Source organism: Pseudarthrobacter sp. NamB4 (genome assembly GCF_005796185.1).
Classification (GTDB): Bacteria; Actinomycetota; Actinomycetes; order Actinomycetales; family Micrococcaceae; genus Arthrobacter.
The window spans coordinates 30,271-44,781 of sequence record NZ_VAHM01000017.1 but is presented as its reverse complement, the minus strand read 5'-3'; the positions used below and the strand labels follow the sequence as shown (position 1 = coordinate 44,781).

Sequence of the window (14,511 nt, the reverse complement as noted above, 5' to 3'; positions counted from 1 at the left end):
GCCTGCACCACCGTCAGGGCGCATGAAGAAGCGCGGTATCAGTGCCGGGCGAGGGCGCCTGCCACCAGGAAGGCCATTTCCAGCGACTGCATGTGGTTCAGCCGCGGATCGCAGACCGACTCATAGCGGTCCAGGAAGGCGTCCTGGTCGATCGGGTCGGCGCCGCCGAGGCACTCCGCCACGTCGTCGCCCGTCATCTCCACGTGCAGGCCGCCCGGAACCGTGCCCAGGGCGTGGTGTACTTCGAAGAAGCCGCGCACTTCGTCTATGACATCGTCAAAGTTGCGGGTCTTGTAGCCGTTCGGGGATGTGACGGTATTTCCGTGCATGGGGTCGGTGACCCACAGCACCTGCGCGCCCGATGCAGTGACTTTTTCGACGACGGCGGGAAGCTTTTCGCGGATGTTTCCTGCACCCATGCGGGTGATGAAGGTCAACCGGCCCGGCTCACGCTCGGGGTCCAGCTTGTCAATCAGGCGAAGGGCGTCGTCACCGGTAGTTGACGGACCCAGCTTAACGCCAATGGGGTTCCGCACCCGGGACAAGAAATCGACGTGGGCGTGGTCCAGCTCCCTGGTCCGCTCCCCGATCCAGAGGAAGTGCGCCGACGTGTCGTACGGGAGCCCGGTGCGGGAGTCGATCCGGGTCAGGGCCCGCTCGTAATCCAGCAGCAGGGCCTCGTGGCTGGCAAAGAACTCAACGCGCTTTAGCGCCTCGAAGTCCGCGCCGCAGGAATCCATGAACTTGATGGCCCGGTCGATGTCGCGGGCCAGTGATTCGTAGCGGGCATGTGCAGGGTTCTCGGTGAAGCCCTTGTTCCACTGGTGCACGGAGCGAAGGTCAGCAAAGCCGCCCTGGGTGAAGGCCCGGATCAGGTTCAGTGTCGCAGCGGAGGTGTGGTACGCACGGAGCATGCGGGCGGCGTCGTGGCCGCGGGACTCCGGAGTGAATTCGTACCCGTTGACGATGTCCCCCCGGTACGCGGGGAGCGTGACCCCGTTGCGGGTCTCATCGTTGGACGAGCGGGGCTTGGCGAACTGCCCGGCCATCCTGCCCATCTTGATGACGGGCATCGCCGCACCATAGGTGAGCACCACCGCCATCTGGAGGATTGTTTTGACGCGGGCGCTGATCTTGTCCGCGGTCGCGGCCTCGAACGTCTCGGCGCAGTCCCCGCCCTGCAGCAGGAATGCCTTGCCCTGGGCAGCAGCGGCAAGCCGCTCGCGGAGGATATCAACCTCACCGGCAAACACCAGCGGAGGAAGGATGGAGAGTTCCTTCACGGAGGCGTCAAAAACTGCCCTGTCCTGCCAGCTGGGCTGCTGCGAAATGGGAAGGTCCCGCCAGTGGTCAAGTCCGGGATAGTCGGCTGCTCCGCTCTGGGCGGTGCTGGACAGCGAAAAGACGGGTTTTGCGGATAGCTCAGTCACCATCTAAGACTAACGGTCGCACAGGTCCCCGTGACACCGCACCGTCACGCTGCAGGCCGACGCCGTCACAACAGCAGGTGCGGGCGGCCGCACTATCCTGCGGCGGCAGCCCCGCCGTCGTCCTTGTAGCCCTGCCCGGCAGCGGGGCCGTCCTGCCCTCCACTGGCCGCTGCGCCCTCCGCAGGCGCGGGCGAAGCGAGCGGTTCAGCTGCCGCTGCCGGTTCCACCGGCGTGCCCGCAAGCCTCAGCTTCACCACGGCCGCATACTCATCCACGTATTCCTGCCCGGAGAGCCGCATCAGTTCGAACATGATCTGGTCCGTTACTTTCCTCTGGACGTCGCGGTCCTCCGCCTGGTCCCGGTAGCCGCTGAAGTCCAGCGGTTCGCCGAAGATCATACCGATCCTGCGGATGTTGGGCAGCCGCTTCCCGATTGGCTGCACCTTGTCCGTGCCGATCATGGCCACTGGTATCACCGGCACGCCAGCCTGCAGGGCAAGCCTGGCAACCCCTACTTTGCCGCGGTACAGCCTGCCGTCCGGGCTCCGGGTGCCTTCGGGGTAGATGCCCAGCAGCCCGCCGTGGTTGAGCACCTCCATGCCCGCACTCAACGAGGCGGCCGAGGCGGCGCCTCCGGACCTGTCCATCGGCAACTGGTTGGTCAGCCGGAAGAACGCCGCTGTGAGCCGGCCTTTGATGCCTGTCCCGGTGAAATACTCCGACTTCGCCAGGAAAACCACGGGCCTGTGGACCATCAGCGGCATGAAGATGGAATCGGAAAACGACAGATGGTTGGAGGCGATGATCGCCGCGCCCTCCGCCGGGATATTGTCCAGGCCCTTGACCCAGGGACGGAAGAGAAGCTTTAGCACAGGACCCAGGAAGATCCTCTTCATGACCCAATAGAACACGTAAGAACCCTCTCCGGAAGACGGCCCCCGGTCCCAGCGTCGGGCCTGGCCAGCAGTTCAATGCAACCCTACTCTAGTGAGATTTGTCCGGAAGAGTGACACGATGGAGGCATGAGCGAAAGCAGCAACCCGTCCCCTCCTGCCGCTTTCAGCTACCCGGGCCACGGACCTAATGCAAAGGTTGGCGTGGCAATTTGCCACGGCTTCACGGGAAGCCCTCTCAGCGTCCTGCCGTGGGCCGAACACCTCGCCTCGCAGGGTTACGCCGTGACCGTTCCCCTGCTGCCCGGCCACGGAACCGACTGGCGCCAGCTGGCCAGGACCCGCTGGAGCGACTGGTACCGCAGTTTCGAGGCCGCTTACCTGGAACTTGAGGGCAGGACGGAAACGTGCTTCCTGGCAGGGCTGTCGATGGGCGGCGCCATCACGCTGCTGGCTGCCTCCCGGCATGACGTCGCCGGCGTGTCCGTGGTCAACCCGGGCCTGAGCTTCTACGACCGGCGCGTCCGGGCCGTTGGCCTGCTCAAGTACTTCCAGCGCACCACGCTGCCCATCCAGGAAGAGCAGCCGGCGGCGGCAGCGACCAATGACGGCGACTATTCCCGTACCCCCCTGGCAGCAGTGCACGAGCTGAGGAAGCTCTTCGCTGCCGCGACCCGAGCACTTCCCGGCATCACCGCTCCGGTCCAGGTTTTCAAGTCCCGCACGGATGCAGTGGTTCCGCCTACATCCCTGGCGTTGCTCCGAAAAGGGCTCGGGGGGCGTCTCGCTGAAGTGGTGGACCTTCACAGCAGCGGCCATGTGGCTACGCTGGACGTGGACGCGCCGGAGATCTTCGCGAAATCCAGCGCCTTTTTCCACACCCTCTCCCGCCAGAAGACAGCATCGGAGACTCCGTGACCTCCATCCTGAACCACAGCCCGTTCAGCAGTACTTGCACTGGCGGGGAACCCCGCGTCGGGGTGGTCCTCTCGCACGGCTTCACGGGAAGCCCGCACGGGCTGCGTGACTGGGCCCAGGCGTTGGCCGCAGCAGGTTTCGCCGTCCGCATGCCGTTGCTTCCCGGCCATGGAACCAGCTGGCAGGAACTCGCACGCACAAGGTGGCAACAGTGGCACGGCGCCCTTGACGACGCTTACCTTGAGCTGGATGCGGACTGCGACTACGTCGTCTCAGCCGGCCTCAGCATGGGCGGTGCCCTGGCGCTGCGGATTGCAGCCAGCCGCCCCGTGGCAGGAGTCGTCCTGGTGAACCCGGCCCTGGTGATCGATGACCCGCGGGCGCCCCTCGCCGGAATCCTGAAGCTGGTCATGAAAAGTACGCCGGCCATTGCCAACGACATCCTCAAGGAAGGCATGGACGAGGGCGCTTATCCACGGACCCCGGTTGCCGCGGCGCATGAACTGAACAAGATGTTCCGGGATACCCTGCGGCTCCTCCCCCGGGTCACTGCTCCAGTCCTGGCCTACCGCTCCACGGTGGACCACGTGGTGTCCGACTCGAGCCTGGTGGCCCTGCAGCGTGGACTCACACACGCCCCCCTGGAGCTGGTCCGGCTCGAAAACAGCTACCACGTTGCCACCCTGGACCACGATGCCGGCCAAATTTTCCAGGGCTCGGTTGAATTCATCCGTCAAATCGTCTCCGGCGCAAACCCCCATCAAGCAGCTGCAAGTGCGGCACCGGACCTGGAGGTCACATCCCATGAACAGGCCTGACCCCGGCTCCCCGGACCAGGGCGCCAACCAGGACGACGCTGTATGGCTGGACCTCGTTGCGCGGCTGGAATCTGATTCATCTGCGCCAACCCCGGGCGCCGAAGCCGGCCCCGATGAAGGCCCGTTCCAGGACGCCCAAGCGCCCGGGAACCGGCCTGCTGCTTTCCGGGATTTCGACCCCCTGGGCCTGGCCGGAGCGGCGCCTGCGGAAATGTCCGCGGCGGAGCGGCAGGCGTCAGCGGACAGCGCCGGCTCCGAAGCAGCAGGAGGCGCCCCTGCCGGCCCACGTGACTACGAAGTGGACGAGGAAGAGGACACCTTCGTCCCCGAGGAACCGCCCAGCCTGGCCGGCACGGAACCGCTGACCATGCTCGCCTGGCTCGCCGCCGTGGGCGGCCCCGTGGCGCTTCTGCTGTCAGCCATGTTTTGGCGGTCGGCACCGCTGCTTGCCATTGTGGGCATTGTTGCAGTCTTCGTGCTCGGGACCGTTTACCTGATCATGAAGCTGCCGCAGGAAAAGGACGAGAACGACGACGGGGCCCGGGTCTAGCGGCTTGGCTTCCCCAGGTAATCCACCAGGCAGCGCGGCGGCGCATACGCGCGTCCGCCAGGTCAGCGCCACGTCCGGCTGCTGACCCTGGACAGGTCGGCAGCACCGATCAGCCCGGCATTCGGGCCCAGTGCCGCCATCTGGATCCCGGCGGCGGGGCGGAACCCCCGGCCCGTCAGGTTGCGGGCGAAAGCCTTGCGGGCCGGCTCCACCAGCAGGTCCCCCGCCGAGCACAGGCCGCCGCCGATGACGAAGAGCCCGGGATCCAGCGCCGCAGCCAGGTTGGCGAGCCCAAGCCCCAGCCACTCCCCCACTTCCTCCACCAGCTCGCGGGAGGCTGCGTCACCTGCCAAAGCCAGCTCCGTCACGATGGCACCGGTAATCGCTTCAGCCCGGCCCTCCACTGCGGCAAGCAGGTCCTGGGCCACCGGGGAGTTGGCACGCGCCAGGATCCTGGCTTCACGCCCCAGTGCATTCCCTGACGCATACTGCTCCCAGCAGCCCCGGTTTCCGCACTCGCAGCGGTGCCCGCCGGGCACGATGATCTGGTGTCCGAACTCGCCGGCCACACCGAACCGGCCGCGCTCCACCCTGCCGTCCATCACCATGGCACCGCCGATGCCGGTACCCAGCGTGATGCAGACCAGCCGATCCTCCCCCTGACCGGCTCCAAAGCGCCATTCAGCCCATGCCGCCGCGTCGGCGTCGTTCGCCAGGAGCACAGGCCGGCGGAGGAGCTGCTGCAGGTTTGCCCTCAGCGGCTCGTTGCGCCAGGCCAGGTGCGGGCTGAAAAGCACCGTGCCGCCGTCGAGGTCCATCCACCCGGCGGCGCCTATGCCGACCGACCAGATACGGTGCCTCCTGCCGAGTTCTTCGACCAGCTCCACGATGACCTGCTCCACGGCCCGGGGATCGCGGCCGGGCGTGGAGCGCCGCGCCTCGCTGAGGATCCTGCCGTCGGCATCCACGACGCCCGCGGCCACCTTGGTGCCGCCGATGTCGATTCCGATAGCCAGGCCCTTGCGGCCGAGGCGCAGGTGCTGGCGGAAGCCCTCGCCTCGCTGAGTGCGTGCCCGGCGGGCGGCGGGCCGCCTCCGCCACGAGGCGGGTCTTGTCTGTGGCCCGGCCTGCTCGCCGGGAGGCGGTGCGTACATAGTTCCCCATTCTAGGTGGGCAGGTTTCCCCGGGGCGTGCTGGCTGCCCGGGGATGACGCCCACATGCCGCAGCACCGTTGAGGGCAAAGTTACCCGTAAGTAACTGCAGATCCTGCACGGCTCCGCACGGGCGTACTACTCTTTAGGCATACCCCTGTGCGGGACCTCGGATATCAAAGGAGCTATAGTGCGCGAATTCAGTGTTCCGCCTCTTGTTGTTGTCCCACCGGAAACCAACATCACCGATTTGGTGCTGCGGCAGTCAACCAAGGCAAGCAACCCGGCGCTGTTTTCACGGCTGAATGCCTCCGGGTCCTGGGAGGACATTTCCGCCACGGATTTCCTTGCCGACGTCAGGGCACTGGCAAAGGGGCTGATGGCCAGTGGTGTTGGTGCCGGCGACCGCGTGGGCATCATGTCGCGCACCCGCTATGAATGGTCCCTGGTGGACTTTGCCATCTGGTTCGCCGGCGCCGTTTCGGTCCCCATCTATGAAACGTCCTCACCGTCCCAGGTTGCATGGAACCTCGGTGATTCCGGCGCGGTAGCCGCTTTTGGCGAGGCAGCACATCATGAGGACGTCATCCGGCAGGCAGTGACAGCGGAAGCCCTGACCTCGCTGGAGCACATCTGGCAGTTGGAAGGCAAGGGACTGGACGCCCTCCGCGAAGCCGGCCGCGGGGTCAGCGATGACGATCTCGAAGCCCGCAGGAAGGCCGCCGGCCTCAGCGATACGGCCACCATCATCTACACCTCCGGCACCACCGGCCGTCCCAAAGGCTGCGAGCTCACCCACGGGAACTTCGTAGAGCTTGCGGACAACGCCCTGGCCATCATCGGCGAGATCGTTCACGAGAACGCAAAGACGATCATGTTCCTACCGCTGGCACACGTCTTTGCGCGCTTCATCTCAGTCCTCGCCATGGCGGCCGGCACCACCGTGGCGCACACGCCGGACATCAAGAACCTCCTCAGCGACCTGCAAAGCTACGAACCGACGTTCATCCTGGCCGTGCCCCGTGTCTTCGAGAAGGTCTACAATTCTGCCCTCACGAAAGCGGAGGATGGCGGAAAGGGAGCCATCTTCCACAAGGCAGCCGATACCGCGATCGCGTTTTCCAAGGCCCGCCAGGAGGGCCGCGTCGGGCTCGGCCTGAAGCTGCGACACGCCCTGTTCGACAAACTGGTCTACAGTAAGCTGCGTGCGGCCATGGGCGGTCATGTGGCCCATGCAGTGTCCGGCGGCGGCCCGCTGGGTGAGCGGCTGGGCCATTTCTTCCAGGGCATCGGCCTGCAGGTCCTTGAAGGCTATGGCCTGACCGAAACCACTGCTCCCATCTCCGTCAACACACCGTCCCGGATCAAGATCGGATCCGTGGGCAAGCCCCTGCCCGGCAATGCGGTCCGGATCGCCGACGACGGGGAAATCCTCGCCAAGGGCGTGTGCGTCATGCGCGGCTACTACAAGAGGCCTGACCTCACCGCTGAGACGTTCGACGACGGGTGGTTCCGCACCGGGGACATCGGCCGGCTCGATGACGACGGCTTCGTATGGATCACCGGGCGTAAGAAGGAAATCATTGTCACCGCGGGCGGCAAGAACGTGATTCCTGCCCTGCTGGAGGACCAGATCCGGGCTGACGCCCTGGTGTCACAGGTGCTGGTGGTCGGCGACAACCGGCCGTTCATCGGCGCGCTGGTCACCCTGGACCAGGAGGCGCTGCCCGGCTGGCTGCAGCGGCACGGCCTCGCCGCGGACACCTCCCTCGCAGAAGCTGCGGACCACCCGGTGGTCAAGGCGGCGGTCCAGGACCTCATTACGGCCGCCAACGCCTCGGTGTCCCAGGCTGAAGCCATCAAGTCCTTCCGGATTGTGCCTGCCGAATTCACCGAAGCTTCCGGCCACCTGACGCCGTCCATGAAAGTGAAGCGGGCGCAGGTGATGAAGGACTTCGAAACCAGCATTGAGGAGATGTACGCCGCACCCCGCTCGTAGCAGGCATCACCACCCAGCCCGAGCAACAAGGAAGGGTCCTCCCGCACCGGGAGGACCCTTCCGTTGTCTTACTTAGCGGCCGGGGTTACTGCTCCACAACCAGCAGCAGGTCGCCGCCTTCCACCTGCTCCACGGCGGAGATGGCAAGCCGGGAGACTTTGCCGGCTACCGGCGTCGTAATGGATGCCTCCATCTTCATGGCCTCGATCGTGGCCACGGTGTCACCCGCCTTGACCTCGTCACCGGTCTTGACCGTCATCGTGACAGCGCCGGCAAACGGCGCCGCGACATGGCCCGGCTGGGCCGGGTCTGCCTTCTCGGCGGCCTTGACGTTACTGACCACTGAACGGTCCCGCACCACTACGGGACGGGACTGGCCGTTGAGCGTGCACATGACGGTGCGCATGCCCTTCTCGTCCGGTTCGGACACCGCTTCAAGGGAAGCGATCAGCCGTACGCCCTTCTCCAGCTGGATCTCATGTTCCTTGCCCCGCTGCAGGCCGTAAAGGTAGTCGCGGGTATCCAGGACGGAGATGTTGCCGTAGGTTTCCACGCTCTTCAGGTAGTCCTTGGTGGGCCCGTCGAAGAGCAGCCTGTTCAGGGTGTGCTGGCGGGTCCTGGAATCGGCCTTCAAGGCTGCGCTGTCCTCGGCGCTGAGTTCCACATCCCGGACCTTCACGCTCCGGCCCTGCAGCGCCTTGGTGCGGAAGGGCTCCGGCCAGCCGCCCGGGGGGTCGCCCAGTTCGCCGGAGAGGAATCCGATGACCGAGTCCGGGATGTCGTACTTCTGCGGGTTCTCTTCGAAGTCCGCGGGATCCGCGTTCAGGCCTACCAGGTGCAGGGCTAGGTCGCCCACCACCTTGGACGACGGCGTCACCTTGACCAGGTGGCCCAGGATCCGGTCCGCAGCGGTGTACATGTCCTCGATCGCTTCGAACCGCTCCCCCAAGCCAAGGGCCATGGCCTGCTGGCGGAGATTGGACAGCTGGCCGCCGGGGATCTCGTGCTTGTAGACGCGGCCAGTGGGACCGGGCAGTCCCGACTCGAACGGTGCGTAGACGCGGCGGACCGCCTCCCAGTAGGGCTCAAGGGAGCTGACGGCATCCAGGCTCAGGCCAGTGTCCCGTGGAGTGTGTGCCAGGGCTGCAACCAACGCCGACGCCGATACCTGGCTGGTGGTTCCGGCCAGGGATGCGGAGGCCACATCCACGGCATCGACGCCTGCGTCGACGGCAGCCAGGAGGGTTGCCAGCTGGCCTCCCGCGGTGTCGTGGGTGTGCAGGTGGACCGGCAGGTCGAAGCGTTCCCGGAGGGCTGCCACAAGTTTGGCGGCAGCGGCGGGACGCAGCAGGCCTGCCATGTCCTTAATCGCCAGGATGTGCGCGCCGGCGTCGACGATCTTCTGCGCCAGCCCCAGGTAGTAGTCCAGCGTGTACAGCGTTTCCTTGGGATCCAGCATGTCGCCCGTGTAGCACAGTGCCACTTCGGCGACGGCGGTGCCGGTGGCCCGGACGGCGCGGATGGCAGGTGCCATCTGGCTCACGTCGTTAAGGGCGTCGAAGATGCGGAAAATGTCGATGCCGGTTGCCGCGGCCTCGTTGACGAACGCTTCGGTGACCTCCTCCGGGTAGGGCGTGTAACCCACCGTGTTGCGGCCGCGCAGCAGCATCTGGATGCAGACGTTCGGCATCGCCTCACGCAGCGCTGCAAGGCGGTCCCAGGGGTCTTCGCCCAGGAAGCGCAGGGCCACGTCATACGTGGCGCCGCCCCAGGCCTCGACAGACAACAGCTCCGGCATCAGCGCGGTCACCGCGGGTCCGGCCGCCACCAGGTCCCGGGTCCGGACGCGCGTGGCCAGGAGCGACTGGTGCGCGTCCCGGAACGTGGTGTCCGTGACCGCCACCGCGTTCTGTTCCCGCAGTGCCCTGGCAAAGCCCTCCGGCCCAAGCTCAAGGAGCCTCTGCCGGGAGCCCGGCCTGGTCTCCCTGTCCTTGACGGACGGGAGCTTACTGGCCGGGTTCGAGTGCAAGGTGAGTTCACCGTTGGGCTTGTTGACCGTAACGTCGGCCAGCCAGGTGAGAAGCTTGGTGCCGCGGTCCGCGGAAACCCTGGCCTTCAGCAGCTGGGGACGTTCGTCGATGAAGTTGGTGGCGACGTCGCCGGCGATGAAGTCGGAGTCGTCCAGCACCGCCTGCAGGAAGGAGATGTTGGTGGAAACACCGCGGATGCGGAACTCGGCGAGGGCCCGGCGGGCCCGAGCCACTGCTGCCGGGTAATCCCTGCCGCGGCAGGTGAGCTTGACCAGCATGGAGTCAAAGTGCGGGCTGATTTCGGCACCCGAGTAAACGGTGCCGCCGTCGAGCCGCACTCCCGCGCCGCCGGCGGAGCGGTAGCCGGTGATCTTGCCAACGTCGGGCCGGAAGCCGTTCGCCGGATCTTCGGTGGTGATGCGGCTCTGCAGTGCCGCGCCCCTCAGGCGTACGGTGTCCTGCGAGAGGCCCAGATCAGCGAGGGTCTCACCTGAGGCGATGCGCATCTGCGCCTGCACCAGGTCAACATCGGTGACTTCTTCCGTGACCGTGTGCTCCACCTGGATGCGCGGGTTCATCTCAATGAAAACGTGCTGGCCGGCCCGTTCACCGACGGTGTCGACGAGGAATTCCACGGTGCCGGCATTGACGTAGTTCAGGGCCTTGGCGAACTTGACGGCGTCCCGGTACAGCGCCTGCCGGATGCCTTCATCAAGGTTTGGGGCAGGGGCGATCTCGATGACCTTCTGGTGGCGCCGCTGGATGGAGCAATCCCGCTCGAAGAGGTGCATCACGTTACCCTCAGCATCGGCCAGGATCTGCACCTCGATGTGCCGCGGCCGCAGGACTGCCTGCTCAAGGAACATGGTGGGGTCGCCAAAAGCGGCATCCGCCTCACGCATCGCGGCCTGAAGCGCCTCCGGCAGCGCTTCGCGCGTGTCCACCCGGCGCATACCGCGGCCGCCGCCCCCGGCCACGGCCTTGGCGAAGATGGGGAATCCAATTTCGTCGGCTGCCGCCAGGAGTTCGTCCAGATCCTTGGAGGGTGCGCTGGACTTCAGGACAGGCACACCGGCGTCACGGGCGGCCTTGAGCGCTGCCACCTTGTTGCCGGCGAGTTCCAGCACTTCAGCCGGCGGGCCGACGAAGGTGATGCCGGCGGCCTTGGCTGCGCGGGCCAGGTCCGGATTCTCGGAAAGGAACCCGTAGCCGGGGTAAATGGCGTCCGCGCCGGACTCCTTTGCCACCCGCACTACTTCCTCAACATCCAGGTAGGCCCGGACGGGGTGGCCTTCTTCGCCAATCAGGTATGCCTCGTCGGCTTTCTGGCGGTGAATCGAGTTTCTGTCCTCATGGGGAAAAACGGCAACGGTCTTGGCACCAAGCTCGTAGCCGGCGCGGAAGGCCCTGATCGCGATTTCGCCGCGGTTGGCCACCAAAACTTTGGAAAACATACTTCTCCTGCATCATTGCGGGTGGATCGGTGAGTGGTCACAGTGTCTAGGACCTACAAGGACAAACACAAATCTTTGTGGCCACCGTCACAGATTTTCCCGTCATGTCCGAACCCTTCTGCCGGCCCGGCCGGAAACCGCCCTCCGCAGCACGTCGGTGCCGTGCCGACGCCCGATAAAGCAGGATTCGCCGACGCATCAACATATGATGAGTGGGGCGGCAGGACCGTCCGGCTTCGGCACTGCCGGAGCAAACATTACCCCCAACACGGCATCCGGCGTTAGGTTTTGGTCTCTCAAGTGCAAGTAGTCAGCATCAGCAGCCTTAAGGGTGGAGTCGGCAAGACTTCCGTCACCACAGGATTGGCGTCTGCGGCGCTGGCCGCAGGCATCAGCACGCTGGTGGTGGACCTTGATCCCCACGCAGATGCCACCACTGCCCTGGGTGTGCAGCCCGGCGATCAGCTGGACATTGGCAGGATGCTGAAGAGCCCGCGGCGGGCGAAACTGGCCGAAAACGTGGTGGGCAGCAGCTGGACAGCCAGGGCACAGACCAACGGTTTCGGCGCCGCCGTCCTGGACGTCGCGGTCGGCTCCGCCTACACCGGCATCTATGACCGGCCGGACCTTGGCCGCCGCGACCTGCGCAGGCTGTCCGCAGTCCTGGCCACCGGGGACGACTACCAGCTTGTCCTGGTCGACTGCCCGCCGTCCCTTAACGGCCTGACCCGGATGGCATGGTCTGCCAGCGACAAAGTGGCTCTCGTTGCGGAACCTGGATTGTTCTCCGTGGCCGGTACGGAGCGCACCATGCGGGCCATCCAGCTTTTCCGCCAGGAGTTCGCCCCCAACCTCTCACCCGCCGGCATTGTGGCCAACCGGGTGCGGACCGGCTCTTCCGAACACACGTACCGCCTCGCCGAAATGGAGTCCATGTTCGGGGACCTGCTCCTGAACCCGCGGATTCCCGAGCAGGCGAACTGGCAACAGATCCAGGGCGCTGCGCACCCGGTGCACCACTGGCCGGGGGATTCAGCGAAATCGGCTGCGGCCCTGTTTGATGAGCTGCTGGCCAACCTGATGGCGGCGGGAAACGGGCTGCGAAGCCGCGCCAGGTAAAAGGACTCGAAGACTTAACAGCAGGAGCCGCCCTCCGTGCGGAGGGCGGCTCCTGTTGTTAAGGTTTCAGTCCCGAGGGCTCAGCCGGTCTTGCGCGCTGCCCGGCGCTTGCTCAGTTCGTCGTCCGGAAAGGACTGTTCGGCTGCATGTTCGCTGGGCAGGGAAGCCAGGCTGCCTTCCACTTCCCGCCACACGCGTCCGACCGCGATGCCGAAGACGCCCTGTCCGCCCTGCACCAGGTCGATCACCTCGTCGGCGGAGGTGCACTCGTAGACGCTCGCGCCGTCGCTCATCAGGGTGATCTGGGCAAGGTCCTCCACGCCGCGTTCGCGCAGGTGCTCCACTGCGGTCCGGATCTGCTGCAGCGACACTCCGGTGTCCAGCAACCGCTTGACCACCTTGAGGACAAGGATGTCGCGGAAACCGTACAGGCGCTGGGATCCGGACCCGGCGGCACCGCGGACTGCGGGTTCCACCAGGCCGGTGCGGGCCCAGTAGTCCAGCTGGCGATAGGTGATTCCCGCCGCCTTGCATGCCGTGGGGCCGCGATAGCCCGCGTCCTCGTCCAGCACGGGGAGGTCCTCGGTAAACAGGAGGCCCTGGGCACCGCTCGCGGGCACAGCAACACCAGCCGTGGGCTGCTTCAGCCCGCCTGCTTCGCCTTTGGGACTCACCTGGATCCTCCTTGGTCATACGCTCCCGGGGAATTACTGCAGCAGCAGTGCATGAAGGCCATGCATGTAATTTTCGCGGGGCGCACTTTCCAGTGTGACTTGCGCGGCTGCCGTAAGCAATGGGAACTTGATACTTCGACGTTAGGCCTGGCAGGCAGCAAGGTCAAAGACCCTGCGTCGTTTCATCGGGCGTGTCGAAACATTCAGCCTTAACTTTAACCTTAACGTGACCTTAGCCGTCGAAATCCTCGGGTTCCACATCGTCCAGGAACTCCCGGAAACGCCGCAGTTCACGCTCTTCGTCCACGGTGGGGCCCGGCTCGGTGTCCTCCCCCTCATCATGCTCAGTGATGCGCACTCCCGCCTCATCCATGACGGAGTCCGCGCACCAGATCCGGCATTTTGCGCGCAGGGCCACGGCCAGCGCGTCCGATGCCCGGGAACTCACGGTGGTGCCGTTTTCGAACTGGAGCTGCCCGTAGAAGATGTTGTCCTCCACCGCCACGATGTTCACGCTGACAACCGAATGCCCGAGGGACTCCACCACGTCCACCAGGAGGTCATGCGTCATGGGGCGGGGCGGGACCACGCCCTGCTGGGCCAGGGCGATGGCGCTGGCTTCAGGTGTCCCGATCCAGATGGGAACGTGCCGCTCCCCATGCATTTCCCGGAGCAGGACCAGGGGCTGGTTGGAAGGCAGTTCGATGCGAACGCCTACAATCTCGACTTCAATCATCAGATGTCCATGCGTGAGATGTGGTCCTGCACCAAGGCCCGGTGCAGGGTGAGGCAAAGGTCGCTTATTTCACGGGCGGCCTCAGCTGCCCGTGCCTGTGATGCCGAGTCCTTGCGTGACGCCAACGGTGCGACCGCACGTTCCACCAGGCCGAACTCACGTTCTGCAGCCGCCTGGAAGGGGCGTAGGTGGCGCGGTTCCAGCCCATGGCTTTCCAGTTGGACGCAGGCTCGGGCCACCTGGAGGGCGTGCTCGTCGAACTGGCCGTTGCTGTGGCTGATCAGGCCGAAGCTCAAAAGCGACTGCAGCAGCGGCACGCTGGCCCCGGATTCGGTCCGGAGCTGTTCCTCGGTGAGCTTGCGCCCACGGTTCTGCAGCTCGGCAGCCAGTTCATCGGAAACGATGCGGGGGGAAACAACGACGCCGGGCGGCAGGTTCTCCGGCCTCTCGCCCCTGTCGATGGCATCAAGGTAATCCTTGATGACTTTCAGGGGAAGGTACTGGTCCCGCTGCAGGGCAAGGACGAAGCGCAGCCGCTCGACGTCGCTCTCTGAATACTGGCGGTATCCTGCCGGGGTCCGACGGGGATTGATCAGCCCTTTTTCCTCAAGGAACCGGATCTTGGATGCGGTCATGCCGGGGAAGTCCCCGCTGAGCTGGGCGAGGACTTCCCCGATGTTAAGGACTTGGGGTCCCCGGCGTTCCGGTTGTGCCATTGCCACAGGCAGTGGTCCCGGG

The 14,511-nt window shown here is 65.6% G+C and carries 12 protein-coding genes; 5 read left to right on the top strand and 7 right to left on the bottom strand.

The features are described 5' to 3' along the window. Positions 1-38: 38 nt before the first annotated feature. Together FDW81_RS15010 and FDW81_RS15005 are read right to left on the bottom strand one after the other, a co-directional pair. Positions 39-1,433, bottom strand: a complete 1,395-nt coding sequence (locus tag FDW81_RS15010) for a class II 3-deoxy-7-phosphoheptulonate synthase (protein ID WP_138135026.1) — start codon at positions 1,431-1,433, stop codon at positions 39-41. An 89-nt stretch (positions 1,434-1,522) separates the two neighbouring features. Further along, positions 1,523-2,341: a 1-acyl-sn-glycerol-3-phosphate acyltransferase gene (locus FDW81_RS15005; protein ID WP_138135025.1), complete on the bottom strand. Its 819-nt coding sequence runs from the start codon at positions 2,339-2,341 to the stop codon at positions 1,523-1,525. 111 nt (positions 2,342-2,452) lie between these two features. On the opposite strand from FDW81_RS15005, the gene FDW81_RS15000 reads away from it, so the two are divergent. The 3 genes from FDW81_RS15000 to FDW81_RS14990 are packed head-to-tail and all read left to right on the top strand — an operon-like array spanning position 2,453 to position 4,609. Further along, positions 2,453-3,241: a carboxylesterase gene (locus tag FDW81_RS15000; RefSeq protein WP_138135024.1), complete on the top strand. Its 789-nt coding sequence runs from the start codon at positions 2,453-2,455 to the stop codon at positions 3,239-3,241. Then, a complete protein-coding gene (locus FDW81_RS14995) occupies positions 3,238-4,059 on the top strand; it encodes a carboxylesterase (RefSeq protein ID WP_138135023.1) in 822 nt (273 codons plus the stop codon). Before FDW81_RS15000 ends, FDW81_RS14995 begins: the two co-directional genes overlap by 4 nt. After that, entirely contained in the window at positions 4,046-4,609 is a 564-nt protein-coding gene (locus FDW81_RS14990) for a hypothetical protein (protein ID WP_138135022.1), read from the top strand. The genes FDW81_RS14995 and FDW81_RS14990 overlap by 14 nt, the downstream gene beginning before the upstream one ends. Positions 4,610-4,671: 62 nt before the next feature. On the opposite strand, the gene FDW81_RS14985 is transcribed toward FDW81_RS14990, so the two are convergent. Then, positions 4,672-5,763, bottom strand: a complete 1,092-nt coding sequence (locus FDW81_RS14985) for an ROK family glucokinase (RefSeq protein ID WP_138135021.1) — start codon at positions 5,761-5,763, stop codon at positions 4,672-4,674. Positions 5,764-5,951: 188 nt separating this feature from the next. On the opposite strand from FDW81_RS14985, the gene FDW81_RS14980 reads away from it, so the two are divergent. Further along, the gene (locus FDW81_RS14980; RefSeq protein ID WP_138135020.1) at positions 5,952-7,760 is read left to right on the top strand and encodes a long-chain fatty acid--CoA ligase; all 1,809 of its coding nucleotides are present in this window, start codon (positions 5,952-5,954) and stop codon (positions 7,758-7,760) included. Between the two features lie 85 nt (positions 7,761-7,845). On the opposite strand, the gene FDW81_RS14975 is transcribed toward FDW81_RS14980, so the two are convergent. Next, complete coding sequence (locus FDW81_RS14975; protein WP_138135019.1) at positions 7,846-11,244, bottom strand: pyruvate carboxylase; 3,399 nt, start codon at positions 11,242-11,244, stop codon at positions 7,846-7,848. A 300-nt stretch (positions 11,245-11,544) separates the two neighbouring features. Between FDW81_RS14975 and FDW81_RS14970 the strand changes: the two genes are divergently transcribed. Further along, positions 11,545-12,363 (top strand): ParA family protein, encoded by an 819-nt coding sequence (locus FDW81_RS14970; protein WP_138135018.1) that lies wholly within the window; start codon positions 11,545-11,547, stop codon positions 12,361-12,363. An 80-nt stretch (positions 12,364-12,443) separates the two neighbouring features. On the opposite strand, the gene FDW81_RS14965 is transcribed toward FDW81_RS14970, so the two are convergent. From FDW81_RS14965 to FDW81_RS14955, 3 genes are all read right to left on the bottom strand, one after another. After that, entirely contained in the window at positions 12,444-13,037 is a 594-nt protein-coding gene (locus FDW81_RS14965; protein WP_138135017.1) for a MerR family transcriptional regulator, read from the bottom strand. Between the two features lie 232 nt (positions 13,038-13,269). After that, positions 13,270-13,773, bottom strand: coding sequence for a bifunctional nuclease family protein (locus tag FDW81_RS14960; RefSeq protein WP_138135016.1), 504 nt, complete (start codon positions 13,771-13,773; stop codon positions 13,270-13,272). Beyond that, entirely contained in the window at positions 13,773-14,489 is a 717-nt protein-coding gene (locus FDW81_RS14955) for a MerR family transcriptional regulator (RefSeq protein ID WP_138135015.1), read from the bottom strand. Before FDW81_RS14955 ends, FDW81_RS14960 begins: the two co-directional genes overlap by 1 nt. Positions 14,490-14,511: the final 22 nt, after the last annotated feature.

What these genes read in the sequence shown, in the direction of transcription:
- FDW81_RS15010 (WP_138135026.1), bottom strand. Translation starts at nt 1,433, where the DNA reads ATGGTGACTGAGCTATCCGCAAAACCCGTCTTTTCGCTGTCCAGCACC.
- FDW81_RS15000 (WP_138135024.1), top strand. Translation starts at nt 2,453, where the DNA reads ATGAGCGAAAGCAGCAACCCGTCCCCTCCTGCCGCTTTCAGCTACCCG.
- FDW81_RS14990 (WP_138135022.1), top strand. Translation starts at nt 4,046, where the DNA reads ATGAACAGGCCTGACCCCGGCTCCCCGGACCAGGGCGCCAACCAGGAC.
- FDW81_RS14985 (WP_138135021.1), bottom strand. Translation starts at nt 5,763, where the DNA reads ATGTACGCACCGCCTCCCGGCGAGCAGGCCGGGCCACAGACAAGACCC.
- FDW81_RS14975 (WP_138135019.1), bottom strand. Translation starts at nt 11,244, where the DNA reads ATGTTTTCCAAAGTTTTGGTGGCCAACCGCGGCGAAATCGCGATCAGG.
- FDW81_RS14960 (WP_138135016.1), bottom strand. Translation starts at nt 13,773, where the DNA reads ATGATTGAAGTCGAGATTGTAGGCGTTCGCATCGAACTGCCTTCCAAC.
- FDW81_RS14955 (WP_138135015.1), bottom strand. Translation starts at nt 14,489, where the DNA reads ATGGCACAACCGGAACGCCGGGGACCCCAAGTCCTTAACATCGGGGAA.